26 protein-coding genes are annotated in these 25,687 nt (G+C 35.6%); 18 read left to right on the top strand and 8 right to left on the bottom strand.

What is annotated here, in order from left to right; translation table 11 throughout:
- Positions 1-225: 225 nt before the first annotated feature.
- From rnjA to def, 3 genes are all read right to left on the bottom strand, one after another.
- Positions 226-1,893, bottom strand: a complete 1,668-nt coding sequence (gene rnjA, locus BLQ56_RS05075) for a ribonuclease J1 (protein WP_090850602.1) — start codon at positions 1,891-1,893, stop codon at positions 226-228.
- Positions 1,894-1,899: 6 nt separating this feature from the next.
- On the bottom strand, positions 1,900-2,109 hold the full coding sequence (locus BLQ56_RS05070) for a DNA-dependent RNA polymerase subunit epsilon (protein ID WP_090850600.1): 210 nt from the start codon (positions 2,107-2,109) through the stop codon (positions 1,900-1,902).
- Positions 2,110-2,670: 561 nt separating this feature from the next.
- Positions 2,671-3,222: a peptide deformylase gene (gene def / locus BLQ56_RS05065; protein WP_090850598.1), complete on the bottom strand. Its 552-nt coding sequence runs from the start codon at positions 3,220-3,222 to the stop codon at positions 2,671-2,673.
- Between the two features lie 267 nt (positions 3,223-3,489).
- Here def and BLQ56_RS05060 point away from each other — a divergent pair, with 267 nt between their 5' ends.
- The 5 genes from BLQ56_RS05060 to lpdA all read left to right on the top strand — a co-directional run bounded on the left by BLQ56_RS05060 (position 3,490) and on the right by lpdA (position 9,570).
- Entirely contained in the window at positions 3,490-4,164 is a 675-nt protein-coding gene (locus BLQ56_RS05060; RefSeq protein ID WP_090850596.1) for a YkyA family protein, read from the top strand.
- A 468-nt stretch (positions 4,165-4,632) separates the two neighbouring features.
- Entirely contained in the window at positions 4,633-5,748 is a 1,116-nt protein-coding gene (pdhA, locus tag BLQ56_RS05055; protein WP_090850594.1) for a pyruvate dehydrogenase (acetyl-transferring) E1 component subunit alpha, read from the top strand.
- A gap of 3 nt (positions 5,749-5,751) precedes the next feature.
- Positions 5,752-6,729 (top strand): alpha-ketoacid dehydrogenase subunit beta, encoded by a 978-nt coding sequence (locus BLQ56_RS05050; protein WP_090850592.1) that lies wholly within the window; start codon positions 5,752-5,754, stop codon positions 6,727-6,729.
- Positions 6,730-6,843: 114 nt separating this feature from the next.
- Entirely contained in the window at positions 6,844-8,157 is a 1,314-nt protein-coding gene (locus tag BLQ56_RS05045) for a dihydrolipoamide acetyltransferase family protein (RefSeq protein ID WP_090850590.1), read from the top strand.
- A gap of 3 nt (positions 8,158-8,160) precedes the next feature.
- Positions 8,161-9,570 carry a dihydrolipoyl dehydrogenase gene (lpdA, locus tag BLQ56_RS05040; RefSeq protein ID WP_090850588.1) on the top strand — a complete coding sequence of 470 codons (1,410 nt, stop codon included), beginning with the start codon at positions 8,161-8,163 and terminating at the stop codon, positions 9,568-9,570.
- Between the two features lie 53 nt (positions 9,571-9,623).
- On the opposite strand, the gene BLQ56_RS05035 is transcribed toward lpdA, so the two are convergent.
- Positions 9,624-9,989 carry a hypothetical protein gene (locus BLQ56_RS05035; protein ID WP_090850586.1) on the bottom strand — a complete coding sequence of 122 codons (366 nt, stop codon included), beginning with the start codon at positions 9,987-9,989 and terminating at the stop codon, positions 9,624-9,626.
- A gap of 168 nt (positions 9,990-10,157) precedes the next feature.
- On the opposite strand from BLQ56_RS05035, the gene BLQ56_RS05030 reads away from it, so the two are divergent.
- On the top strand, positions 10,158-10,400 hold the full coding sequence (locus BLQ56_RS05030; protein ID WP_090850584.1) for a hypothetical protein: 243 nt from the start codon (positions 10,158-10,160) through the stop codon (positions 10,398-10,400).
- Between the two features lie 162 nt (positions 10,401-10,562).
- On the opposite strand, the gene BLQ56_RS05025 is transcribed toward BLQ56_RS05030, so the two are convergent.
- On the bottom strand, positions 10,563-10,970 hold the full coding sequence (locus tag BLQ56_RS05025) for a DUF1885 family protein (RefSeq protein ID WP_090850582.1): 408 nt from the start codon (positions 10,968-10,970) through the stop codon (positions 10,563-10,565).
- 155 nt (positions 10,971-11,125) lie between these two features.
- Here BLQ56_RS05025 and BLQ56_RS05020 point away from each other — a divergent pair, with 155 nt between their 5' ends.
- The gene (locus BLQ56_RS05020) at positions 11,126-11,425 is read left to right on the top strand and encodes a DUF3055 domain-containing protein (RefSeq protein ID WP_090850580.1); all 300 of its coding nucleotides are present in this window, start codon (positions 11,126-11,128) and stop codon (positions 11,423-11,425) included.
- A 233-nt stretch (positions 11,426-11,658) separates the two neighbouring features.
- Entirely contained in the window at positions 11,659-11,778 is a 120-nt protein-coding gene (locus BLQ56_RS05015; protein ID WP_090850578.1) for a GapA-binding peptide SR1P, read from the top strand.
- A 156-nt stretch (positions 11,779-11,934) separates the two neighbouring features.
- Here BLQ56_RS05015 and BLQ56_RS05010 read toward each other — a convergent pair whose 3' ends face one another.
- Complete coding sequence (locus BLQ56_RS05010) at positions 11,935-13,407, bottom strand: aminotransferase class I/II-fold pyridoxal phosphate-dependent enzyme (protein WP_090850576.1); 1,473 nt, start codon at positions 13,405-13,407, stop codon at positions 11,935-11,937.
- Positions 13,408-13,637: 230 nt separating this feature from the next.
- Between BLQ56_RS05010 and BLQ56_RS05005 the strand changes: the two genes are divergently transcribed.
- Entirely contained in the window at positions 13,638-13,904 is a 267-nt protein-coding gene (locus BLQ56_RS05005) for a UPF0223 family protein (RefSeq protein ID WP_338011838.1), read from the top strand.
- Between the two features lie 34 nt (positions 13,905-13,938).
- Here the strand turns inward: BLQ56_RS05005 and BLQ56_RS05000 are convergent, their stop codons facing one another.
- Positions 13,939-14,568, bottom strand: a complete 630-nt coding sequence (locus BLQ56_RS05000) for a YktB family protein (RefSeq protein WP_090850574.1) — start codon at positions 14,566-14,568, stop codon at positions 13,939-13,941.
- A gap of 214 nt (positions 14,569-14,782) precedes the next feature.
- Here BLQ56_RS05000 and BLQ56_RS04995 point away from each other — a divergent pair, with 214 nt between their 5' ends.
- The 8 genes from BLQ56_RS04995 (at position 14,783) to BLQ56_RS04960 (ending at position 23,075) form a co-directional block, all read left to right on the top strand.
- Complete coding sequence (locus tag BLQ56_RS04995) at positions 14,783-14,971, top strand: hypothetical protein (protein ID WP_090850572.1); 189 nt, start codon at positions 14,783-14,785, stop codon at positions 14,969-14,971.
- A 266-nt stretch (positions 14,972-15,237) separates the two neighbouring features.
- Positions 15,238-16,437 (top strand): M20 family metallopeptidase, encoded by a 1,200-nt coding sequence (locus tag BLQ56_RS04990; RefSeq protein ID WP_090850569.1) that lies wholly within the window; start codon positions 15,238-15,240, stop codon positions 16,435-16,437.
- Positions 16,438-16,460: 23 nt separating this feature from the next.
- Complete coding sequence (locus tag BLQ56_RS04985; RefSeq protein ID WP_090850567.1) at positions 16,461-17,480, top strand: ABC transporter ATP-binding protein; 1,020 nt, start codon at positions 16,461-16,463, stop codon at positions 17,478-17,480.
- The gene (locus BLQ56_RS04980) at positions 17,477-18,496 is read left to right on the top strand and encodes an ABC transporter ATP-binding protein (RefSeq protein ID WP_274380204.1); all 1,020 of its coding nucleotides are present in this window, start codon (positions 17,477-17,479) and stop codon (positions 18,494-18,496) included. The genes BLQ56_RS04985 and BLQ56_RS04980 overlap by 4 nt, the downstream gene beginning before the upstream one ends.
- Positions 18,497-18,513: 17 nt before the next feature.
- Complete coding sequence (locus BLQ56_RS04975; RefSeq protein WP_090850565.1) at positions 18,514-19,464, top strand: ABC transporter permease; 951 nt, start codon at positions 18,514-18,516, stop codon at positions 19,462-19,464.
- Between the two features lie 28 nt (positions 19,465-19,492).
- A complete protein-coding gene (gene opp4C / locus BLQ56_RS04970) occupies positions 19,493-20,419 on the top strand; it encodes an oligopeptide ABC transporter permease (RefSeq protein WP_386756442.1) in 927 nt (308 codons plus the stop codon).
- A gap of 66 nt (positions 20,420-20,485) precedes the next feature.
- Positions 20,486-22,117, top strand: a complete 1,632-nt coding sequence (locus BLQ56_RS04965; RefSeq protein ID WP_090850561.1) for an ABC transporter substrate-binding protein — start codon at positions 20,486-20,488, stop codon at positions 22,115-22,117.
- Between the two features lie 163 nt (positions 22,118-22,280).
- Complete coding sequence (locus BLQ56_RS04960) at positions 22,281-23,075, top strand: inositol monophosphatase family protein (protein ID WP_090850558.1); 795 nt, start codon at positions 22,281-22,283, stop codon at positions 23,073-23,075.
- A 25-nt stretch (positions 23,076-23,100) separates the two neighbouring features.
- Here BLQ56_RS04960 and BLQ56_RS04955 read toward each other — a convergent pair whose 3' ends face one another.
- On the bottom strand, positions 23,101-23,286 hold the full coding sequence (locus tag BLQ56_RS04955; RefSeq protein WP_090850556.1) for a DUF5325 family protein: 186 nt from the start codon (positions 23,284-23,286) through the stop codon (positions 23,101-23,103).
- A gap of 305 nt (positions 23,287-23,591) precedes the next feature.
- Between BLQ56_RS04955 and typA the strand changes: the two genes are divergently transcribed.
- Complete coding sequence (gene typA / locus BLQ56_RS04950) at positions 23,592-25,430, top strand: translational GTPase TypA (RefSeq protein ID WP_090850554.1); 1,839 nt, start codon at positions 23,592-23,594, stop codon at positions 25,428-25,430.
- The last annotated feature ends 257 nt before the right edge of the window (positions 25,431-25,687 follow it).

The following is a 25,687-nucleotide window of genomic DNA, read 5'->3' as shown; positions in this document are numbered from 1 at the left end:
ATAAAACTTTGAAATGCTAGATACAAGCAGGCTGAATACACGTAGACTCCTGCTCAGACCAGTGGCCAAAGTGAGACCCCACAGGAGCATTTGCGACGAGGAGGCTCACTGGTCACCCGCCGGACGCGGAGTGTATTCAGCCTGCGGCTTTGAAAGCAACAATCTATACGCAAACTGCCATATAAAAAAAGTGGACGACCTAATATATAGGTTGTCCACTTTTTATTATACTTCCATGATGATAGGTAAAATCATTGGACGGCGTTTCGTTTTTTCATAAAGAAAAGGAGCTAAAGTGTCTGTAATTTCATTTTTAATTTCCGACCACTGAGTAGTACGTCTCTCCATGACTTTATTTAAATGCTTCGAGATTAGACTCTGAGCGTCATTAATTAAGTCACCTGATTCACGCATGTAGACAAATCCGCGGGAAATTAAATCTGGTCCTGCAGCAATTTTGAAATCCTTCATATTGATACTTACAACAACAATAACAAGCCCTTCTTCAGAAAGAATACGTCGATCTCTAAGAACGATGTTTCCAATGTCACCAATTCCACTTCCATCAATATAAACGTTTCCTGATGGAATTTTTCCTGAAACAGATGCTTCATTCTCGCCTAAGGCCAAAACATCCCCGTTATCCATAATAAAACAATTTTCTTCGGGTACTCCACAATCTATCGCTAATTTAGAATGCATCTTTTGCATACGGTATTCACCGTGGATTGGCATGAAATACTTTGGTTTCATCAATCTAAGCATTAGTTTTTGTTCTTCTTGCCCACCATGTCCAGACGTATGAATGTCATTTAATGGCCCACTAATAACTTCTGCACCTGCACGAGAAAGCATATTGATTGTACGGCTTACACTAATTGTGTTACCAGGAATTGGTGAAGATGAGAAAACAACTGTATCTCCAGGTATGATTTGAATTTGTCGGTGTGTACCACCAGCAATTCTTGAAAGAGCGGCCATTGGTTCTCCTTGACTTCCAGTACATAAAATGGTCACACGGTTTGCTGGTATTCGATTGATTTGTGAGGCTTCAATAAAAGTCTCCTTTGGTGCAGTGATATAACCTAAATCTATCCCTATATCAATTGCGGCTTCCATACTTCTCCCAAATACAGCAACCTTACGACCATTTTGAACAGCTGCTTCAACTACTTGTTGAAGTCTATGAATATTTGATGCGAATGTCGCAAAAATCAAACGTCCATCTACTTTTCTGAAGATATCATTAATACTATCACCCACACGGCGTTCTGACATTGTGAATTCAGGGTTTTCAGCATTTGTGCTATCTGATAGTAAGCAAAGCACACCTTCTTTACCGATCTCAGCCATCTTCGTTAAATTTGCAGGCTCACCTACTGGTGTAAAATCAAATTTAAAATCACCAGTATGTACAACTTGCCCAGGAGGTGTTTTTACAACGATACCGAAAGCATCTGGAATACTGTGAGTTGTTCTATAAAAGCTTACAGAAGTTTTGCGGAATTTAATGATATCATCTTCTTGTACCTCAATAAGCTTTGTTTGTCTTAAAAGGCCATGTTCTTCTAATTTATTTCTAATAAGTGCTAAAGCCAGCTTGCCTGCATAGATTGGTATATTAATTTCTTTTAATAAATATGGGATACCACCTATATGGTCTTCATGTCCATGAGTAATAAAGAGTCCTTTGATTTTATCGATGTTCTTAGATAAGTAACTATAATCAGGGATTACATAGTCGATTCCTAATAGCTCATCTTCTGGGAATTTAATTCCAGCATCAATTAAAACAATTTCGTCTTGAAATTGAACACCATATGTGTTTTTACCGATCTCACCTAGTCCCCCTAGGGCAAATACTGCGGTCTGGTCGTTTTTTACAAATTTCATACGTTATCAAATCTCCAATACGTTATAGTCTTCATTTTGTTGCTCATACTCTAAGTGTGCGTTTTCTACTTTTTGAATATATTCAATATTAATTTTACGGTCAGCTAATTTAATACGAACGTCACGTTCAGATTCTGCTTCAAGATATACAGTTTTTGTATTTTCTCTAACAGGTACCTCGTTCGCTTGTTCCTGAAAATATACTTTAAAAATCATTTGCCAAATCTCTCCTTAATTTCCGAATGTTAGAATCACTTTTTCTATTATATAAAATATTAGTAAGTTTTTCATGTTTTTTATTTCAATTACTGAAAAACTCTTATATTAAGTGACTATTTCTTTAATTTTATCATTATATCTAGATAATGGCTCGTTTTAATTATACCTTAAATTTACATAATAGGCCCTTCTGTAATGAAGGGCCAAAAGAATCATATAAAATGAAGAGTTTTTAAGAATGATTCATGCGATGGTTTTCTTTTTTAATAAATCAGACCATTGTTTCATTATTTTTTTTCTAAGCTTTTTAAGCATGGTTACATCTTCTCCTTTTTTTATCGTTTTAAAACGAAAATATCAGATTACAGTGTTTTCGAAATACTTGTACAAATGATTTATATATAACTGCAGAGGATTTTTCTCTCATGTATAGTATGTGGTATTTATTAAAACCTTTTCATGGGTAAAAATGGAAAGTTTAGCACGATTCTACATAAATGAAAAAAAGATAAAAGTGGGGATGACTAGATTGCCCCTCTTTTATCTTTTTGGTAAAGATTAGATTTCAATCGCTATTGAATTTTCAGGTATGCGGTAAGGATCGGATTTGTCTATATGATCATAAAACATAATTCCATTTAAATGGTCGATTTCGTGCTGGAATACAATTGATGGTAAGCCTTTAAGTTTAATGATTACTTCTTCGTCATCAACAGAGAGTGCTTTAATTTTAATTCTCGCATATCGTGGGACGATTCCTTTGACCTCTCGATCAACTGATAGACAACCTTCTCCATTTGTCAGATAACTTCTTTCAACAGAATGACTAATAATCTTTGGGTTAAAAAGAGCATAGCTGTATAAGTTTTCATTCTGATCTTTTAGATGAATTGCAATCATTCGTTTTGAAACATTTATTTGTGGAGCGGCAATTCCTATTCCTGGCCGTAAACCGTATTTCTCGGCAAGAATTGGATCCTGGCTGTTTTTAACAAACTCTAACATTTGTCTAAGTGTTTTCCTATCAACTTCAGAAGGTGTTACTACTTCTTGGGCAACCATTCTCAGGGATGGATGTCCTTCTCTAATAATATCATCCATAGTAATCATATATAGTAGTCACTCCTTTTTAAATTGTATATATCCTAGTATGATTATAGTCGTATGATTTAAAAAAATAAAATAAAATTAAATAGAAGAAATAAAATAAAGATAAGGTGTCTTAACTCGGAATTGTGGTCTAATGTTTGGACAAGTACATAAGATTTAAAGTAATTAGTTTTATATATAAATCAATAAAGAGATCTATAATTGTTGTTAAAAAAGCTTTTAACTTTTATAGTATTATCATGTAGAGAAGTAAGGGGGCGTAGTTTTGTGAGAAACGTTTATTTTTTTAAAACAGTGTTTATTAGTGTACTTCTACTTATAATAGCGGGATGTAGTAATGGACCAACTCCAGAGGAAGAGATCTATGCGGTACTTGAAGATGTGGTCAAATTAGAGGAGAGCTTTAAGGAACAACAAAATCCATTGGTAGAACTTGAACAAAAGGAAAAGGAATTGTATGACGAGATTATTGCGTTAAGTATGAAAGATTTTGATAAAATTGTTACATTATCAAAAGAAGCGCAAAGTTTAGTCGAGGAACGTAAAGAACGAATCGATACTGAATATGAAAGCATTAAAGAATCAAAACTAAAGTTCGATACAGTTTTGGAGTCAATTGGCAAGCTTGAAAATGAAGATCTTGAACAAGATGCAATGGAATTAGTTGATTTAATGACAAACCGATATAATTCATATGATGAACTCTATGAAAGCTATAACGAGGCAGTTCAATTTGATAAAGAATTATATGTACTATTCCAAGATAAAGAGTTAGAGATAGAAAATCTACAAGAACAAATTGACACGATTAATAAAAGTTATGATAAGGTTATTGCAGCAAATGAAAAGTTCAATGACTATACAGAAAGTTATAATCAAGCAAAAATTAAGTTTTACGAGAATGCAGGGCTTGAGGTCGTTTACGAGGATTCAGCTGAATAAAAAATGAGCATACTGTTGTATGCTCATTTTTTTTATCGTAAAGGACTCGAGATCGTTCGAATAGTGTAAAAATATTGGTTAGAGTTATGTAAATGTGAACGAGTTAGTATTATAATACAGCTCCAACTATTGTATTAATACAGTTGGGTGTGAATAATTACGGTTAAACATATTGTTGTGCGAATAAAAACAAATTTAAATCATAAAACAAAGAGATTGACGTGATAAAATGTATTGTTGTAAAATTAAAAAGTAAGCGATATTGTATTAATTTTTTTATTAGAATAATTAATACAGTTCTTTAAATGGCATTTTTAATACATATTGGATACAAATTGTGTCTATTTTCTTCTTGATAAGAAAGTCGAAAAATGTCTTTTAAATGATAATTTTGGGTAACCTAATGCTGATGTTTAAAGATATTGTCAAGGTTAAAGAAACGCCTAATAGAAAGGAAGAGGTGACATTATAATGGCTAAAACTAAAAAAGTTTTATTTGATAGCCAAGAGCAACTTCAAAAAGTTGCTGAGCAATTTCCAACATTACAAATTCTTAACGAAGAGGGAGTTGTCGTAAATGAGGCAGCTTTTCCAGATTTAAGTGACGATCAATTAAAAGAATTAATGAGAAGAATGGTGTTCACTCGTATTTTGGATCAACGTTCAATTTCTCTAAACCGTCAAGGTCGTCTTGGGTTTTACGCACCAACAGCAGGACAAGAAGCTTCTCAACTTGCTTCACAGTTTGCATTAGAGAAAGAAGATTTTATCTTACCTGGTTACCGTGATGTTCCACAAATCGTGTGGCATGGTCTACCTCTATATCAGGCATTTTTATTTTCTCGTGGACATTTCCTTGGAAACCAAATGCCAGAAGGTGTTAATGTTATTTCTCCACAAATTATTATCGGTGCTCAAATTATTCAATGTGCAGGTGTTGCGCTAGGAATGAAGAAGCGTGGTAGTAAATCTGTGGCAATCACCTATACTGGTGATGGTGGAGCTTCACAAGGTGATTTCTATGAAGGAATCAACTTTGCAGGAGCGTATAAGGCACCTGCTATTTTCGTTGTTCAAAACAACCGTTTCGCAATCTCAACACCTGTTGAGAAGCAATCTGCTGCTACAACAATTGCGCAAAAAGCTGCAGCTGCTGGTATCCCAGGTGTTCAAGTTGATGGTATGGATCCACTTGCTGTTTATGCGGCTGTTCGTGACGCGCGTGAACGTGCAATTAATGGTGAAGGACCAACTCTAATTGAAACACTAACATACCGCTATGGACCACACACAATGGCTGGAGATGACCCAACTCGTTATCGTTCTTCAGATTTAGATACAGAATGGGAAAAGAAAGATCCACTTGTTCGTTTCCGAAAGTTCCTTGAAGGCAAAGGATTATGGAGTGAAGAAGAAGAAAATAAAGTGATTGAAGAAGCAAAAGAGGAAATTAAAGTAGCGATTAAAAAGGCAGATGAAACACCTAAACAAAAGGTTACAGACCTAATGTCAATTATGTATGAGGAATTACCATTTAACCTACAAGAACAGTATGAAATCTACAAAGAGAAGGAGTCGAAGTAAGCCATGGCGCAAATGACAATGATTCAGGCAATCACTGATGCGTTACGCACCGAGTTAAAGAAAGATGAAAATGTCTTAGTTTTTGGAGAAGACGTTGGACTTAATGGTGGTGTGTTCCGTGCGACAGAAGGACTACAAGCTGAATTTGGTGAAGAACGTGTTTTCGATACACCACTAGCTGAATCAGGAATTGGTGGTCTTGCAGTTGGTCTTAGTTTACAAGGCTTCCGACCTGTAATGGAAATTCAGTTTTTTGGATTTGTATATGAAGTAATGGATTCGGTAAGTGGACAATTGGCTCGTATGCGTTACCGTTCAGGTGGACGTTATAATTCTCCAGTTACGATTCGTTCACCGTTTGGTGGAGGAGTTCACACACCAGAACTACATGCGGATAGTTTAGAAGGTTTGGTTGCACAACAACCAGGACTTAAGGTTGTTATTCCTGCTACTCCTTATGATGCAAAAGGATTATTAATATCAGCAATTCGCGATAATGATCCAGTTGTATTCTTAGAGCACATGAAACTTTACCGTTCTTTCCGTCAAGAAGTTCCTGAAGGAGAATACACAATCGAAATCGGAAAAGCTGATGTAAAGCGTGAAGGAACTGATCTTACGATGGTTACATACGGCGCGATGGTACATGAATGTCTAAAAGCAGCAGAAGAACTTGAAAAAGAAGGCGTTTCTGTAGAGGTAGTTGATTTACGTACGATTAGCCCGTTAGATATTCCAACAATAATCGCTTCTGTTGAAAAAACTGGAAGAGCGATTGTTGTACAAGAAGCTCAAAAGCAAGCAGGTATTGCTGCAAATGTTGTTGCAGAGATCAATGACCGTGCAATCCTTAGCTTGGAAGCTCCTGTTCTTCGTGTAGCGGCACCAGATACGGTTTTTGCGTTTACTGCAGCAGAATCAGTTTGGTTACCAAATTATAAAGATGTAATTGAAACAGCAAAGAAAGTATTGGAATTTTAATCCATAAATTGCTAGGTAACTTCTCTATACACAATACTATATTGAGTTTGAGAGTTACCTTTAACTTAAATGTGCTTAAAAAAATAAATTCCAACTAATTAGGAGGCGAATACCGTGGCATTTGAATTTAGATTGCCTGATATCGGTGAAGGTATCCACGAGGGTGAAATTGTCAAGTGGTTCGTAAAACCGGGTGACGAAGTTAATGAAGATGATGTACTATGTGAAGTACAAAATGATAAAGCTGTTGTAGAAATACCTTCCCCTGTAAAAGGAAAGGTAATTGATGTACTAGTTGAAGAAGGAACAGTTGCTATTGTAGGAGATACACTAATCACTTTTGATGCACCTGGTTATGAAGACCTTGTTTTTAAAGGCCATGATGATGAGAAGAAGCCTGCAAAAGAAGCTGAGAAGCAAGAAGAAACTGCTGCTACTTCAACTGAAACTGCTAAAGAAGAAGTAGAGGTTGATCAGTCTAAGCGTGTAATTGCAATGCCATCGGTTCGTAAGTATGCTCGTGAAAAAGGTGTAGAAATCCGTCTTGTATCAGGAACTGGTAAAAATGGTCGTGTGTCAAAGGATGATGTTGATGCATTCCAAAATGGTGGTACACAGTCAGCACCAGTTACGACAGAAGCAGCTTCAGCGCCAGCTCAAGAGTCTACACCTGTTAAAGAAGAAAAAGCATCAGCACCGGCTAAACAACCAATTCCTGCAGGTGAATACCCTGAAACTCGTGAAAAAATGAGTGGAATTCGTAAAGCAATTGCAAAAGCAATGGTTAATTCTAAACATACTGCTCCACATGTTACTTTGATGGATGAAGTAGATGTCACTGAACTTGTTGCAAATCGTAAAAAGTTTAAAGAAGTGGCTGCTAGCAAAGGAATTAAATTAACTTATTTACCATATGTCGTTAAAGCCTTAACTTCAGCGCTACGTGAATATCCGGCATTGAATACATCCCTTGATGATGCTACTGATGAAATCGTTCATAAGCATTATTATAATATCGGTATTGCTGCTGATACTGAAAAAGGCCTACTAGTGCCAGTTGTTAAAGATACAGATCGTAAATCTATCTTCTCAATTTCTAATGAAATTAATGATTTAGCTGTGAAAGCACGTGATGGGAAATTAGCTCCTACAGAAATGAAAGGTGCTTCATGTACGATTTCTAATATTGGTTCTGCAGGTGGACAATGGTTTACGCCGGTCATCAATCACCCAGAAGTTGCTATATTAGGGATTGGACGTATTGCTGAAAAGCCAGTAGTGAAAAATGGAGAAATTGTTGTTGCTCCAGTTTTAGCATTATCACTAAGCTTTGATCACCGTATGATCGATGGAGCTACAGCTCAAAACGCACTTAACCATATCAAGCGTTTATTAAATGATCCACAATTATTAATAATGGAGGCGTAACAAATGGTAGTAGGAGATTTTCCAATCGAAACTGATACACTTGTCATCGGTGCTGGTCCTGGAGGATATGTTGCGGCAATCCGTGCAGCTCAATTAGGGCAAAAAGTAACTATAGTAGAAAAAGCAACTCTTGGTGGAGTTTGTCTAAATGTTGGATGTATTCCTTCTAAGGCATTGATCTCAGCAGGTCACCGTTATGAACATGCACTCCATTCTGAAGATATGGGAATAAAAGCTGAAAATGTTACAGTTGATTTCAGTAAAGTACAATCTTGGAAAGCAAGTGTTGTTAATAAGCTTACTGGTGGAGTTGAAGGTTTACTAAAAGGTAACAAAATTGACATTGTTAAAGGTGAAGCATACTTTGTTGATGGCAACACTGCTCGAGTAATGGATGAGAATTCAGCCCAAACTTATAAGTTTAAAAATGCAATAATTGCAACAGGCTCAAGACCGATAGAATTACCAACTTTTAAATATACTAAACGTGTAATTGACTCAACTGGTGCCCTTGCATTACAAGAGATTCCAAAAAGAATGATAGTAATTGGTGGAGGATATATCGGGACAGAACTTGGTACTGCATATGCTAACTTTGGTACTGAAGTTATCATTCTTGAAGGTGCAGACGAAATTCTATCAGGGTTTGAAAAGTCAATGAGTTCACTTGTGAAAAGACGCTTGAAAAAGAAGGGTGTCGAAATTCATACAAACGCCTTAGCAAAAGGTGTTGAAGAAAAGGAAGATGGTGTGACTGTTTCCTTTGAAGTAAAAGGTGAACTTCAAACAGTTGATGCTGACTATGTTTTAGTAACAGTTGGTAGAAAACCAAACACTGATGAACTTGGATTAGAACAGGTTGGGATTGAATTCCTAGACCGAGGCGTTATTAAAATTGATAAACAATGTAGAACAAGTGTAAGTAATATTTATGCGATTGGTGATATTGTACCTGGACCACCTTTAGCACATAAAGCATCATATGAAGCAAAAATCGCTGCTGAAGCAATCGCTGGGCATAGTTCAGAAATTGATTACCATGGTATTCCAGCAGTTGTGTTCTCAGATCCAGAACTTGCATCAGTTGGTTATACTGAAAAAGAAGCGAAGGATGAAGGACTTGATGTTATTGCATCTAAATTCCCATTTGGTGCAAATGGTCGTGCATTAGCATTAAATAACTCAGATGGTTTCTTAAAGTTAATTACTCGTAAAGAGGATGGTTTAGTAATTGGAGCACAAATTGCTGGACCAAGTGCTTCTGACATGATTGCAGAATTAGGTCTTGCTATTGAGGCAGGTATGACTGCTGAAGATATTGCAATGACGATTCATGCTCATCCTACATTGGGAGAAATCACAATGGAAGCGGCAGAAGTTGCAATGGGAAGTCCGATTCATATCGTAAAATAAATAGAAATAATAAAAAATAAGGCTTTCCTAGGTGTTTTCACTATAGGGCAGCCTTATTTTTTTAATGCTTCTTCAATTGAAGTTATGATTTCCTCAGTTGCCGCATCACCATCAATTTGTTTAACGACTGTTTCGTTTTTCATAACCAATAGTGTAGGGAATGTGTTAATATTAAAATTAGAATATTTATCATATTCTTTTAAAGGGACTACTTTCATTGTTAATGAATTACTTGGATAGTTTTTCTTCAGTTCAAGTAAAGCATCATAATAATTTCCTTCTTTATCTAGATTTTCCTCATCTGAAAAAAATACGATATACTTTTCGCGTTCTTGGGCAAATAAATCGGTTTCCTTAACTTCGCGTTGACAAGAAGTAAGTATAATCATAGACATCATCAAAACTAAAACGTTTTTCAAATAAGTTCACTTCTTTCGACTAAAGAATATTCCGACAAAATACACCGTTATTTTATCATGGATTTAAATGGAACAAGCAATTGTTATCTAATTGTTACATAAATGAAAAATAGTATACGAATTAGGTGCATACATATTACAAACAGTTCTTATAAGGAGCTTATATAAATGAAAAATTATACAGTTGTTATCATTCAATTTATCATATGGAGTATATACTCAATTGTGGAATGGATATCCCAGTCTGATGGATACAAGTCTAAAATGATTCTGCTCATCATTTTTAGTTATTTCGCTTTTTTGACAGCTACTAAATTTGGGTTGACTAGAAAACGGGCTGTCATAACAACATTAGCAACTATTAGTATATTCTTTATTTTTCAACAGTTATTCTGGAATATCATTATATAGTTACTCGGTAAACAAATAACCCTTTTCAGATTGAAAAGGGTAGGGTAGATGGTTTTGAAAATATAATTTTTTGTTTAAGATTTGTCTGACGGACAAGGATCATTCATTCTAGACATCTTTTAACAATTTTGTGAATAGTTTCTTTTTTACTTGGGGGGAAAGTTATTTACGTTTATAATAATACATGACTCTACCATTAAACATATGTAGTTCACCTTCGAATTTTTTACCAAGAAATTTACAGAATTCATTGGCTTTACCTTTATCACCATGTGTGGACTGTTGTGGTAAAGAAACCTGAATATAAGCTTGAGTATTTCCACCAGAAAGTTCTTTGCCTACTCCTATGATGATGCTGCGATATCTTGAGTCTTTTGACTCAAGTACAAAATAATCTTCTTGTTCTTTTGTTATTTTATATGGAAATGCATGTTCTGAATAATCCCAGTCTAATTGTGAACCTGTTTTACTTGTAATTTCTTGATAATAGTGCAATAAATCCTTGACATCATCGAGGGTAACCTCTTGAGTTACCGAACCAGCTACTAATTTTATGTAAGCATTTATCAAACTTAAAACACTCCTTATTTCATTGTCTCTTTTATACCTTTATTCTAGCACTTGTTATTCTATGTGCCAACTAATTGTATAGAATGGTCTATTGAGTTATAAGGGGTATTAAGTTATAATAAAATTCTGAATTGTTTTAAAAGGAGGTGAATGAAGTGGAATTATTTGACAAGTTATATGACGAGCAAGAAAAAGCAGGTGTTCGTTTTGTTGGTTTTACTACAAAAAATGTAAGATATGATTTCGGGATTGTTTATACAAATATGTTTTTTGGTAAACCGTTGGTCGTGTGTATGCAAACTGGCCGCTCAACATTACTAGACCCTAAGGACATAGAGAACCTAGAATACCTACAAAAAGTGTTCCGCATTGACACTCTTGAAGAAGCGTCAGACCTCGCAGAATTTTTTAGTGAAGCACTTCCTACTAGCCCATTTGAAACTCAATATGAATAATCGGGCAATCCGATAAGTCCCAGCTTCTCAAATGATGTTAGTTTTTATAACTATAACATTTGAAGGGCTAGGATTTTTTTGTTTTTAATGAGTTATACTTTTTATCATTGACAAAAGTATTGTGTCATACTATTATTGTTATTAGTAGTAGTAAGCGTTTTCAATTATAAGCATGGTAACGAACACGGTTTATATCTTAACAAACAAAAACATTTGGAAGGGGTTTTTGAAAGATGGGAACAGTCGTCTGCCAAACTTGTAATAACACAATCGAACACATTGAGGTTGAAAAAGTAACTACATTTTATGTGGATAGTAAGGATTGTCAGTGTAGGAAGCCAGAGAATAGATAAAATAGGCTCTTTTCGCAAAGTTTGTTGTTTTAAACATATGACTGAAATGGTATTCAGCCTGAGGCTTTAAAAGCAACAATCTATATGAAAAAAGCCGTAAAATGAGAAAAAAGCAGTGCGTCATACACTGCTTTTTTCCTTGTTCTTACTTTTCTTTTACTTAATTGCACGGTGTTCTTTAATTACCCTGATTGATTTAAGTTCATAATCTTCAGGCCCCTGTACAGGAAGTCCTACTTCGATATTCTTTTCAATATAAGTTAAATTATCTTGTGTGATAATTTCACCAGGTATAAAAATAGGGATGCCTGGAGGATAAACCATTACAAATTCCGCAATAATTCGCCCTACTGATTCCTTAAAAGGAATTACTTCTGTTTCCGAATAGAATGCATCTCTTGGAGTTAGAGCGAGAACAGGAATATCTGGTAATAATACCTCAGGTAAGAATCGATCTTCAGAGTGATCATTAGCTTCTTGTGATAATTCCTTTAATGCTTTTATAAGAGCCTGAATGTCTTGCTCTGTATCTCCAGGAGTAATAATACATAAGATATTGTACAAATCAGAAAGTTCAACTTCGATATTATACTTTTCACGTAACCAGCCTTCTACATCGTAACCTGTTAAACCTAATCCTTTTACAGAGATGATCAACTTAGTAGGGTCGTAATCATAAGTGGCTTTTGTGCCTAATATTTCTTTACCTACACAATAAAAACGATCTATTTCGTTAATTTGTCGTCTAGCTTCATTTGCTAAATTTATCGTTTTCTCTATTAATTCAAAACCTTCAGTGGCAAGTCTTCTTCTAGCAACATCTAATGACGCTAGCAAGAGGTAGGACGTTGAAGTAGTAGTTAGCATGCTTAATATTGATTGGACTCTATGAGACGATACAAGGCCCTCTCTGACGTTTAAGACTGAACTTTGAGTCATTGACCCTCCCAATTTATGCACACTTGTTGCTGCCATGTCAGCACCAGCTTGCATCGCTGATAATGGTAGGTCTTTATGAAAGTGAATATGAACTCCATGGGCTTCGTCAACAAGAACCGGAACACCATATGAGTGAGAAATTTCAACAATCTTTTTTAAGTTCGCTGATATTCCAAAATAAGTAGGATTAATAACAAGGACGCCTTTTGCATCAGGGTGTTGATCTAGTGCTCTTTCAACTGATTCTGTTGTAATTCCATGGGAAATTCCAAGATCATTGTCGATGTCAGGATGAATGAATATGGGAGTTGCTCCTGAAAAGACAATTGCAGACATAACCGATTTATGTACATTTCTAGGTACGATAATTTTCTCTCCAGGGCCACAGACGGTCATGACCATTGTCATTATGGCACCGCTTGTTCCTTGTACTGAGAAAAAGGTATGATCCGCTCCGAAGGCTTCAGCAGCTAAATCTTGTGCTTGTTTAATCATGCCTTTAGGTTGGTGAAGGTCATCTAATGGACCAATATTAATTAAATCGATAGATAAAGCATTATCTCCTATAAAGTCCCTAAATTCCGGGTCAATTCCCGTTCCTTTTTTATGACCAGGTATGTGAAATTGAATGGGGTTCTTTTTTGCGTGTTGGAGTAATCCAGTGAATAATGGTGTTTCGGATTGTTGCAATGTATAATCACACCTCTTTATTTTTTATATTTATTTTTCTAACGGTATTATACAATCTAACATTGAATTCCGTCTCTATACATAAAACAAATGAATTATAGCATTTATAGACAAGTTTGCAAAGGGAAAATTTTTTTCTTCTCTATTACTTTACACAAACAATCGGTGAATAAACATTTTTTCTAGAAAGATGCTAAAATAAGTCGAAGACAAACAAAGAGGTGATATATGTGAATTACCAATATCCAATTGATTATTCTTGGGAAACGAATGAAACTGTTGATGTAATCCGATTCTTTCAATGTGTTGAATTAGCATATGAGAAAGGGATTGAGAGGGATATTCTTATTGCAGCTTATCAGCGTTTCAAAGAAATTGTGCCATCGAAATCTGAAGAAAAGAAGCTTTGTAAGGATTTTGAAGAGGGAAGTGGATATTCAACTTATCTTTTGTTAAAAAAGGCAAAGGAAACTTCTTCGGAAAAGATAAAAGGCTAAAAAAAATTAGGGTTTATGCCCTAATTTTTTATTTTTATTTGTTGGAATTTAGTTTAGCAATTTCGTATAATGGTATTAACTTCTTAAACGTATCATCTATTAAATTGATCCATTCCTTTTCTCCCATATCAATCGCTTCAGCTTTTGGAATATTAAGACCACATAAAACTTCAGCTTTCTTAACATTAATCACACGGTCGAATAAAGTGACTAATCCTTCTTGATCTAATGACTTAGCCTCTGGTTTTGTATGATCATCAGACCAAACAAAATGTGTTGGAATGATATCTTGAATCTCTTCGACTTTCTGTTTTAATTTTTGGCCAAATTCTTTTTTGTTAGGTGCTTCATAAATCATGGCAAACCATATAAACACATGTGTTTCCCATAATCCTATTTGAAAATGTGGCAGCTGTTTGTAACCTCGTTTACTATTTGCAAAAGCTACCCAAGTATCCTTAGGTGGATTTATGGTACGCCTAGCGTGTTTTGCTACATGGTGAAATAATTCATCACCTACTAATGTAGATAGAGTTGGGGCAAAATGAAAACCAAGAGCCTCTAATTTTGGTCGGATAGTTGATTTAAGAGCCTCCATCCTTGGTTCTAACCCATCAATTTGAAATACTTTAAAGTCTGCTTCCTTGAAACCATTAAAGTCCATTTGTTTACCTCCGTATCAATATTCATCATATTTTAGCATAAAATGATATTAAATGATAAATAGATGCATTATAAGTTCATAAATAAATCCACCATAGGTTAACGCACATATTTGTTGCATAGTTGACAAGGTAAACATAATATATATAAAAAACTGAAAATTTAAACAAATCACCAAGCTGTGTGTGTAAAAAAATGGAAGGGGTGCTTAAAGGATGAAACAAGTAATGAATACGTTTAAAAGGAATGATGGAGAGAAAAGAATTGCTGTTCTTCGATTAGAATTAGATTATGAATTAGCTACCCTTTATGATGCGATGAAGGAAAACGATGATCAGAAAAAAAGGCGTTGTAAACAGAAGTTAGAAAGACTAAGACAAGAAATGCTTCACTTAGAAGCATAATTTTTAGAAAAAGAACCTTTTAAGGTTCTTTTTTTATGTTTAAAAACGCAGTTTATAAGTAACATAGCTTGTAACTTTTCCTTACATAGTAAAAAATATTTTTTGGAAGTGGTTACAACTAAGTGTTTCTACTATGTTAAGCGCTTTTATTATATACTAAATTTTCTGAATTTACAAAATAATTTGTTGTCTTATAAAAAAACTTTAAGTATACTCGTAACAAATCTTACTTTAACTTTAAAAACGATTTGAAAAGGAGAGTTTTTATGTTGAAAGAATGGCATGACCAATTGGAAAGTATGTATGAACAAATGGTTGAATGGAGACGGTACATGCATCAATACCCAGAATTATCTTTTCAAGAGATAGAGACTCCCATAATGATTGTTAGTATTTTAGAAGGCTATGGAATAGAAGTGAGAAAAAATGTTGGGGGAAGAGGTGTTGTTGGAATCATAAGAGGTGCCAAGCCGGGGAAAACAATAGCATTTCGTGCAGACTTTGATGCACTTCCAATTCAAGATGAAAAAGGGGTAGCATACAAATCGAAGGTCGAAGGTGTCATGCATGCATGTGGTCATGATGGTCACACAGCTACTTTATTAGGAGTTGCAAAAGTATTGAGTGCTCATCGTGAAAACATATCTGGAAATATTGTTTTAATACATCAGCATGCTGAGGAGTTGTCTCCTGGTGGAGCAATTGCAATGATTGAAGATGGTTGTTTAGACGGAGTGGATTACATTTATGGAACTCATCTAACCACTTCAGCACCAACAGGAACATACCTATACCGCTCAGGTTATACAATGGGTGCTGCTGATTCATTTGATATTACAGTTCAAGGTAAGGGTGGACATGGTTCATCTCCACATCAAACGATTGATGCAATTGCAATCGGAACTCAGATTGTTAATCAACTTCAATATATAGTAAGTAGGGGTGTTGATCCTCAGAAATCAGCGGTATTATCTGTAGGTTCATTCCATGCAGGAAATGCAAACAATGTAATCGCTGATACGGCTCGTTTAACAGGAACGGTCAGAACTTTTGATAAAGAATTAAGAGGATATATGGAAAATGAATTAAAACATATTGTGAAGGGAGTTTGCGAATCTTTTCATGCTAGCTACGAAGTAGTTTATAAAAATGGATATCCGTCAGTCAATAATCATGAAGAAGAAACAGAGGTTTTTAAACAAGTAATGAAAGAAGAAAATCATGTATTCGAAATGAGCCCTATTATGGGTAGTGAAGATTTTGCCTATTATTTAGAGGAAAGACCAGGTACATTCTTCTTTACAGGAGCTCAAAATACTGAAATTGGTGCGGATGCGCCACACCATCATCCGTTGTTTAATTTCGATGAAAAAGCAATGCTATTTGCCGGAAAGGCTTTTCTAAACTTAGCTTATCATTATGTAGTTGAACAATCAGAAAAGACGAAGGAAGAGGTATTACTATAATATAATGTTCGGGGTGAACTTTAGTGACGAGTATCTTAAAGGTAGACAAACTACAAACTGCTTTTAAAACGGAAAAAGGTGAAGTGATTTCAGTTGATGAAGTCTCATTTCAATTAAATCCGGGAGAGACAATTGGTATTGTTGGCGAATCAGGATGTGGGAAGAGCGTAACTTCACTTTCAATCATGAGACTACTTGGCAAGGCAGGCTTTATCAAGAGAGGCTCTGTTTCACTAAATGGAAAAGACTTGACTCAATTAACAGAGGCTGAAATGAGAACGATCCGTGGAAATGAAATTTCAATGATTTTTCAGGAGCCAATGACGTCATTAAACCCTGTATTTACGATTGGAAACCAAATGATTGAATCAATTATATTACACATGAAGATGCCTAAGAAAAAAGCAAAGCTGTACGCGATAGAAATGTTAAATAATGTTGGGATCCCCAGGGCTGAGGCAATAGTTGATGAATACCCACATGCATTATCTGGAGGGATGAGACAACGAGTAATGATTGCAATGGCGTTGTCTTGTCAGCCTAAGCTATTAATAGCGGATGAGCCAACTACTGCACTTGATGTAACCATTCAAGCACAAATTCTTGAATTGATGAAACAATTAAAAGAAAAGTCTAATACCGCCATTATGATGATTACACACGATTTAGGAGTAATTGCTGAGATGGCCGATAAGGTAATGGTTATGTATGCAGGTCAAGTTGTAGAAGAAGCTGATGTCTATACTCTGTTTGATGAGCCTAAACATCCATATACAAAAGGGCTGATTGAGTCCATTCCACATCTTGAATATGAAAATCATAAACGATTGTATTCTATTCCAGGTTCAGTACCGACTTTGCAAAATATGCCCGAGGGTTGTAGGTTTCATACAAGATGCCCCCAAGCAACTAAAAAATGTTTGAGTGATAAACCAAATCTTATTTCTGTTGATAAAGAATTACAACATAAGGTTAGGTGTTGGTTATATGTAAATGATCATGGAACTTCCGACAAACATATAAGGAAGGAGGTAAAATTATGAGTACCGCAACCATCTACTCGGAAAGGAATAAAAACAGTAAGCACAACATGAATGATCCGTTAGTGCAAGTTCAAAATTTGAAAATTCATTACCCAATAAAAAAAGGAATTATTACAAGAACAGTTGGTAATGTAAAAGCTGTAGATGGGCTTAACTTTAATATTTATCCTGGTGAAACACTTGCTCTAGTTGGTGAATCAGGGTGTGGGAAATCAACGACAGGTCGAGGTATTGTTAAGTTGGAAGAGCCTACAGATGGAAAGGTCATTTTTGATGGGAAGGACCTTTCATCAATAAAGGGTTCAGAATTAAGGGGAGTTCGGACCAAAATGCAGATCATTTTCCAAGATCCGTACTCATCCTTAAACCCCCGAATGAGAGTAGGGGACTTATTAGCAGAGCCTTTACTGGCACATAAATTAGCTAATGGGGCTGAAGTTAATAGGAAAGTCGATGAATTATTAGAGATTGTTGGTTTAACCAAAGGTCACCGTGCTAGATATCCACATGAATTTTCAGGGGGTCAAAGACAGAGAGTTGGAATTGCTAGGGCGTTAATATTGAATCCTAAATTAGTTGTTTGTGATGAGCCAGTATCTGCGCTAGATGTATCAATTCAAGCTCAAGTTCTTAATTTGTTAAAAGATTTGCAAAAAGAGTTCAATCTGACTTATCTTTTTATCGCTCATGGTCTTGGAGCCGTTAAGTATATCAGTGATCGAATTGCCGTTATGTATTTAGGGAAGATTGTGGAAATTGGAAAAACAGAGGATATCTTCAAAAATCCGAAGCACCCTTATTCACAAGTTTTACTAAGTGCTTATCCGATTCCTAATCCACATCTTAGGAATCGTAAAAGAATTGTCATAGAAGGGGATGTTCCTAGCCCAGCTAATCCTCCTAAAGGGTGCAGTTTTCATACGAGATGCCCTATAGCTCAGAGCATTTGTCGGGAGCAAACACCTGAGTTAAATGGGATAGAACATTCAGTAGCTTGCCATTTTCCAATATCGTAAAAGCTAGGGGGGATATGATGTTTCAGTATATTGTTCGGCGTCTAGTTATCGCAATACCTGTCTTAATAGGAGTAACTATATTTAGCTTCTTTATTGTGAATTTAGCACCTGGTAATCCAGTTGATATGCAGGTGAATCCCTTTGCAACAGAAGCTGATAGAGAGATTAGAAAGGAAGCGCTAGGATTAAATGATCCAATCTATGTCCAGTATGTCCATTGGCTCCAAAATCTTGTAAAGGGTGATTTTGGTTATTCATTCTCTACATATGAACCTGTCGGTGAAATGATCGCGAAACGAATCGGACCTACACTTCTATTAATGGGTGCTTCATTAGTAGTTGCATATTTAATTGCAATCCCAATTGGAATTTTAAGTGCAACCAGGCAATATTCTTGGATTGATTATTTTACCACGACTGTCTCATTTCTAGGGATATCGATTCCAAACTTTTTCTTAGGACTAGGAGCTATTTATGTATTCGCAGTTATATTTCAGGTCCTACCTACTGGAGGAATGAATACGCTTGGCGGTGATGGAGGAATTGTAGATACGTTTAAGCATTTAGTTCTCCCTGCTTTAGTATTAGGAACTGCTTCAGCGGGCAATATGGTGCGCTATGTTAGATCTAGCATGCTCGAGGTGCTTGGGCAAGACTATTTACGAACAGCTCGTGCAAAAGGGTTGAGGGAATTTGTAGTCACAAATAAGCATGCTTTGAAGAATGCTTTAATCCCAATTATCACAGTGATTGGTCTTGATATTCCTCTGTTAATAGGAGGAGCAGTTGTGACTGAACAAATCTTTCAATGGCCTGGTTTAGGGCAATTAACCATACAATCCATTGGATCACGTGATTATCCGACGTTAATGGCTATTAACTTTATGGCTGCGATTGTCGTATTAGGGTCAAATTTAATTGCTGATTTTCTATATTCTGTTGCAGATCCTCGGATTAAGTATAACTAATGCTATGGAGGGAGGTAGTTGAATGTCAATGGCAAAAGCGAAGATTGAAGAGAGTTTACTAATAAATAATAAATATCCGCCTTTAAAACCAATTGAAGATCTAGGTGAGGAGGAAAGTTATTTACAATTAATAAGAAAAAGGTTTTTTAAGCATAAACTAGCAGTTTTTGGTTTAGTTGTATTTACTTTAATCGTATTAACTGCCATATTGGCACCACTTATAGCGCCTTTAAGTCCATACAAGATTAATGCTGTATTTGCAGCAAGTCCATCGACCACACATATACTTGGAACAGACCAAGTTGGAAGGGACTTGTTGAGTCGATTAATTTATGCATCTAGAGTATCACTTTCTGTCGGTATAGGCGCTGTAGCAATATATGTTGTAATCGGAACAATACTGGGTGCAATTGCAGGCTATTTTGGTAAATGGGTAGATATGATTATTATGAGAATAACCGACATTTTTATGTCATTTCCTTATTTAATGGTTATTCTGGTATTGGTCAGCATTATGGGTCCAAGTCTCTTTAATATTATCTTAGTGATTGGTTTGTTAGGTTGGCCTTCAATTGCCCGTTTAGTTCGAGGTAGTGTTTTATCAATTAAAGAGATGGATTATGTTAAGGCTAGTGTCGCGTTAGGCTATTCAACTCCTAAAATTGTATTTCAACATATTTTACCTAATTGTCTAGCACCTATATTAGTTAATGCTACCTTTGGGATTGCTTCAGCGATTATTCTAGAGGCTTCACTAAGTTTTTTAGGAATGGGAGTACAACCACCTACAGCTAGTTGGGGGAATATGTTGAATGAAGCCCAGTCTTTGACTGTATTGTCTACCCAACCTTGGCTATGGATCCCGCCTGGAGTAATGATTCTACTGGCTGTATTATCAATAAATTTCATGGGTGATGGGTTAAGAGATGCAATGGATCCTAAAAATTTAAAATAAGATCAACTATATAGATTAATATTTTTATTTTAATCGAATGTATAAACATATCGAAGGGGGCAAATTATGAAAACTGTTAAGCTAGCAATGAATTTATTCGTAATTCTAACTTTATTTCTTTTAACAGCTTGTAGTGGAGAGGAAAAAACAACAACTTCTGGTTCATCTAATGAAGCAGGTTCAAGTGGTGGGACTATGTTCCTTGGGATGGTTAATCCTCCTACAGGATTCAATCCAATAAATTCTGGAGATGTTGCAGCTGTGTTCCTTCAAAAGTTTATGTTTGAAAGTTTTTTAGAAATGGACGGTGCATTAAACTTTGAACCTAAGTTAGCAGAATCATTTGAAACGACAGATAATCAAACATTTACAATAAAACTAAATAAGGATGCAAAATGGTCAGACGGTACTCCAGTTAGTGCTGAAGATGTAGAATTCACATTCAACTTAGTAGCAAATCCACTAGTTGAAACTTCAGTTGGTGCTTATATTTCAACATTTGAAGGACTTGATTCAGGAGGGAAATTACCTGAAGGTGAGACGGAAATTCCTTCTGTTGAGATTATCGATGAGAAGACGATCCAATTTAAAACAGTAAAACCAGTAGACCCTAACATGATTAAAGAACAGCTAGGTGCCAAGTTGCTAATATTGCCTAAGCATGTGTTAGGTGAGGTTGATCCTGCAAAGTTATCACAGCATCCATTTATGCAAAAGCCAACTGTTACAAATGGTCCCTTCAAATTTGTTCAATATGCTAAAGACCAGTATGTTGAGTTTGAAGCTAACACTGACTACTACTTAGGGGCTCCTGAATTATCAAAGCTATTTGTAAAAATTATGCCTGCAGCTAATATGGTTGCACAGCTTCAAACTGGTGAGCTTCATATGAATGTTGCCGGTGGAATCGGGAAAATCATCCCGACTGATTATGAAACTGTTGATAAGCTGGAAAATATTACGACAAGTATTGAGCCTACAATTGGTTTTCAGACGATGATGTTTAATACAGAGACAATAAAAGATGTAAAGGTCCGTCAAGCTATAACTTACGCGCTCGATCGTCAGAAAATTGTTGATAACTTACTAAAGGGAAATGGTGAAGTGGTGGACGGTCCTTATACTTCAGTAAGTCCATACTTGAATAAAGATGTGGAATCTTACACGTATAACCAAGAAAAAGCAAAAGAGTTGCTAGAGGAAGTTAGTTGGGATTTTGATCAAACCATTAAGTTAGTTGTACCAACTGGTAACAAAGTTCGTGAACAATCTGCAGATTTAATCACACAAGATTTAGAAGCGATTGGTTTGAAGGTTGAGATGACTACTTATGATTTTCCGACTATTATGCAAAAAGGAGCGGCTGGTGAATTTGATCTACTTTTAATTGGTTTTACATTTACACTTGACCCTGAAATTTCCGCTCTCTATGCTCCTAACGGTACTTACAATTTTATGAGTTTTGAAAATAAAAGAGTGACTGAACTATTAACTCTTGGGAAAGCAGAGCCTAGCGCAGAAGTCAGGAAAGAAATTTATAATGAATTGCAAGAGATTCATCATAATGAGTTACCATATATTTCTCTTTACTCAGATAGTGATTACTCAGCGGTATCCAATGATGTCTTATTTGGAAAACCGAAAGTTTTTGGTTTTCATCATGAATTACAAAAATGGGCTGTTTCTGGGGCTAAGTAGTAATTAATCTAACTTTAACAATGAAAAGTACAAAGATCATTCGATCTTTGTGCTTTTTTACTATATTATTGTTGTTCAATGATATGTACTTATACTTGATTTCCTCTACACACTTTAGTAAGCTAAAGGGAATAATGTTACTTTAGTAAAGTGGGGTAGATCAATGATGAATTGGCATGAAGTTGATACATATGCTAAACAGTGGATTACCGAAGCAGGAGAGAAAATACGAGAGTCTTTTAAAGAGGTATTAACCATACAAACTAAATCAAATGCAGATGATCTCGTAACAAATATGGACAAAGAAACAGAGCAATTCTTTATTAGAAATATTAATCACACATACCCTTCACACAAAATATTGGGCGAAGAAGGATTTGGTCACAAGCTTACAGATTTAGAAGGAATTATTTGGATTATTGACCCTATTGATGGAACGATGAACTTTGTTCATCAGCAAAGAAACTTTGCGATTTCCGTAGCTGTATTTGAGAACGGTATCGGGAAATTAGGTTATATCTATGACGTAGTGCATGATGAATTATATCATGCAATCAAAGGGGAAGGTGCATACGTAAATGATGCAAGGATTCCCGATCTCAGAGACACTAATTTAAGTGAAGCGGTTATTGGTATAAATGCGACTTGGGTAACCGAAAACACTCGAATAAATCCACAAATTTTAGCACCTCTTATAAAAGATGTTCGAGGCACAAGATCATATGGTTCAGCTGCTCTTGAAATTGCATACGTGGTTACAGGAAGACTGGATGCATATATGACTATGCGACTATCATCTTGGGATTTTGCGGCTGGTATAGTTCTTATTGAGGAAGTTGGTGGGAGATTAACTAATCTCGAAGGTAAACCAGTAAACTTATTGGAAGAAAACAGTGTCTTGGTTGCAAAAACTAAGATTCATGATGAAATCATATCATCTTATATACTTAAAAAGTAAAACAGTTTGAAAAAAGTACCCTATTTTATAAGGTACTTTTTTCGCGCATTTTTTTCTTTGTAACAAAACCAAAACCTGTGACTATAATTACAGCGATAATGGAAATAATAATACCTAAAATACTTCTTTCAGCTACGGCAATACCAATAACCATCATGAGAAACACAGTTATAAAAGAAAAAATAAGCATAGTTACATTAATTGATTTCACTTGAACACCTCTTTTTCTGAAATTTTTTATAACAATAGTCGCAAAAAATGATACCAAAAGGTATATTTATGCGTAATTTACAATTCTTAAGCTTATTTTAACAAAATAACATTCATCATTTCTAGTATGTTTATGGTATAATGTTTTAGTTATTGAAAAAGTTGCTAATTAGACTAAATTTAAGCTATAAATCTGGACCACTTTTTATGTGGAATTTATTATAAACCATTTAATAAGTCGTACAATTGTAGATTTAGGCTTCATTCGTCTACTTAAATTAATGGAAATATAGGAGATGACAGAGGTTGAATATTCGTAATGACATAAGAAACATCGCAATTATTGCCCACGTTGACCACGGAAAAACAACGCTAGTTGACAAACTACTACATCAATCAGGGACATTCAGAACGAACGAGCAGGTAGAAGAACGTGCAATGGATTCAAATGATTTAGAGCGTGAGCGTGGAATTACCATCTTAGCTAAGAATACTGCGATCAACTATAAAGGGACAAGAATCAATATTATGGATACGCCTGGACATGCCGATTTTGGTGGTGAAGTAGAGCGTATTATGAAAATGGTTGACGGTGTATTACTTGTTGTTGATGCATATGAAGGTACAATGCCACAAACGCGTTTCGTTTTAAAGAAAGCATTAGAGCAAAACTTGACTCCAATCGTGGTTGTAAACAAAATCGACCGTGATTTTGCCCGACCATCAGAGGTAGTTGATGAGGTTATTGATTTATTTATCGAGTTAGACGCAACTGAAGAACAGTTAGACTTTCCAGTAGTTTATGCATCAGCAATTAATGGTACGGCTAGTACTAATCCAGAAAAGCAAGATGAGAACATGGAAGCATTGTTCGATATGGTTGTTGATAATATTCCTGCACCAATCGATAACCGTGAGGAGCCACTTCAGTTTCAAGTTGCTTTATTAGATTACAACGATTATGTTGGTCGTATTGGAATTGGTCGTGTGTTCCGTGGAACTATGAGAGTTGGCCAACAGGTTGCATTAATGAAGCTTGATGGAACTGTTAAACAACTTAGAGTAACGAAGCTTTTTGGTTTTATTGGACTAAAGCGAGTTGAAATTGAGGAAGCTATTTCAGGAGATCTTGTAGCGTTATCTGGTATGGAAGATATAAACGTTGGTGAAACAGTATGTCCTGTTGATCACCAAGATGCACTTCCTGTATTAAGAATTGATGAGCCTACTCTACAAATGACTTTTCTAGTGAATAACAGCCCGTTTGCTGGTCGTGAAGGGAAATTCGTAACATCTCGTAAGATTGAAGAAAGACTAAGAGCACAGCTTGAAACAGATGTAAGCTTACGTGTTGAGAATACAGATTCTCCAGATGCATGGGTAGTATCAGGTCGTGGTGAACTTCACTTATCTATTTTAATCGAAAATATGAGACGTGAAGGTTATGAACTGCAAGTTTCTAAGCCAGAAGTTATTGTAAAAGACATAGATGGTGTTCGTTGTGAACCTGTTGAGAGAGTACAAATTGATGTACCAGAAGAGCATACAGGTGCAATTATGGAATCAATTGGTGCCCGTAAAGGTGAAATGGTTGATATGATTAACAATGGTAGTGGTCAAGTTCGTTTAATCTTTATGGTTCCTGCTAGAGGGCTAATTGGTTATTCAACAGAATTCCTATCACTTACTCGTGGATATGGGATTATAAATCACTCATTTGATAGCTATCAACCTATGCAACCAGGTCAAGTTGGCGGAAGACGCCAGGGTGTTCTAGTTTCAATGGAAAATGGAAAAGGCTCATCATACGGTATCATGGGAATTGAAGACCGTGGAGTTATCTTTATTGAACCTGGTGTAGATGTTTATGAAGGTATGATAGTTGGGGAGCACAATCGTGAGAACGATCTAGTAGTAAATGTTTGTAAAATGAAACAAGCGACAAATATTCGTTCTGCTAATAAAGATCAAACAGTTAGTATGAAAAAACCACGTCTAATGTCATTGGAACAATCTTTAGAGTATTTGAATGAAGATGAGTATTGTGAAATTACTCCAGAATCAATTCGTTTACGTAAAAAGATTCTTGACAAGAATGAGCGTGAAAAAGCAGCTAAGAAAAAGAAAATGGCTGAAACAAAATAATAATACCATTTATGAAGGGAGAGATTTATTTCTCTCCTTTCAGTGTTTAGACAAAGTATTACTTAGGAAAATCAGGCTGATTGAAAACGCTTGAAGTCGAGGCGTAAACCCTCGGGAGGAGCGGAGTTACCATGAGGGTAATGAGCACCGAGCGAGGGTTTGCAACGAAGAATGCGAGCGTTTCTCAACAGCCTGAAGGGAGAGATTTATTTCTCTCCTTTTTGTAATTATAGGAAAGCATAAAATTTGAACTAAGT

It is taken from the genome of Litchfieldia salsa, assembly GCF_900104555.1.
Classification (GTDB): domain Bacteria; phylum Bacillota; class Bacilli; order Bacillales; family Bacillaceae_L; genus Litchfieldia; species Litchfieldia salsa.
The sequence above is the reverse complement of the archived record's forward strand: the minus strand, read 5'-3'. Positions and strand labels throughout refer to the sequence as shown.

What these genes read in the sequence shown, in the direction of transcription:
- rnjA (WP_090850602.1), bottom strand. Translation starts at nt 1,893, where the DNA reads ATGAAATTTGTAAAAAACGACCAGACCGCAGTATTTGCCCTAGGGGGA.
- BLQ56_RS05070 (WP_090850600.1), bottom strand. Translation starts at nt 2,109, where the DNA reads ATGATTTTTAAAGTATATTTTCAGGAACAAGCGAACGAGGTACCTGTT.
- def (WP_090850598.1), bottom strand. Translation starts at nt 3,222, where the DNA reads ATGATTACTATGGATGATATTATTAGAGAAGGACATCCATCCCTGAGA.
- BLQ56_RS05050 (WP_090850592.1), top strand. Translation starts at nt 5,752, where the DNA reads ATGGCGCAAATGACAATGATTCAGGCAATCACTGATGCGTTACGCACC.
- lpdA (WP_090850588.1), top strand. Translation starts at nt 8,161, where the DNA reads ATGGTAGTAGGAGATTTTCCAATCGAAACTGATACACTTGTCATCGGT.
- BLQ56_RS05030 (WP_090850584.1), top strand. Translation starts at nt 10,158, where the DNA reads ATGAAAAATTATACAGTTGTTATCATTCAATTTATCATATGGAGTATA.
- BLQ56_RS05015 (WP_090850578.1), top strand. Translation starts at nt 11,659, where the DNA reads ATGGGAACAGTCGTCTGCCAAACTTGTAATAACACAATCGAACACATT.
- BLQ56_RS05000 (WP_090850574.1), bottom strand. Translation starts at nt 14,568, where the DNA reads ATGGACTTTAATGGTTTCAAGGAAGCAGACTTTAAAGTATTTCAAATT.
- BLQ56_RS04995 (WP_090850572.1), top strand. Translation starts at nt 14,783, where the DNA reads ATGAAACAAGTAATGAATACGTTTAAAAGGAATGATGGAGAGAAAAGA.
- BLQ56_RS04990 (WP_090850569.1), top strand. Translation starts at nt 15,238, where the DNA reads ATGTTGAAAGAATGGCATGACCAATTGGAAAGTATGTATGAACAAATG.
- BLQ56_RS04980 (WP_274380204.1), top strand. Translation starts at nt 17,477, where the DNA reads ATGAGTACCGCAACCATCTACTCGGAAAGGAATAAAAACAGTAAGCAC.
- BLQ56_RS04975 (WP_090850565.1), top strand. Translation starts at nt 18,514, where the DNA reads ATGTTTCAGTATATTGTTCGGCGTCTAGTTATCGCAATACCTGTCTTA.
- opp4C (WP_386756442.1), top strand. Translation starts at nt 19,493, where the DNA reads ATGGCAAAAGCGAAGATTGAAGAGAGTTTACTAATAAATAATAAATAT.
- BLQ56_RS04965 (WP_090850561.1), top strand. Translation starts at nt 20,486, where the DNA reads ATGAAAACTGTTAAGCTAGCAATGAATTTATTCGTAATTCTAACTTTA.
- BLQ56_RS04960 (WP_090850558.1), top strand. Translation starts at nt 22,281, where the DNA reads ATGATGAATTGGCATGAAGTTGATACATATGCTAAACAGTGGATTACC.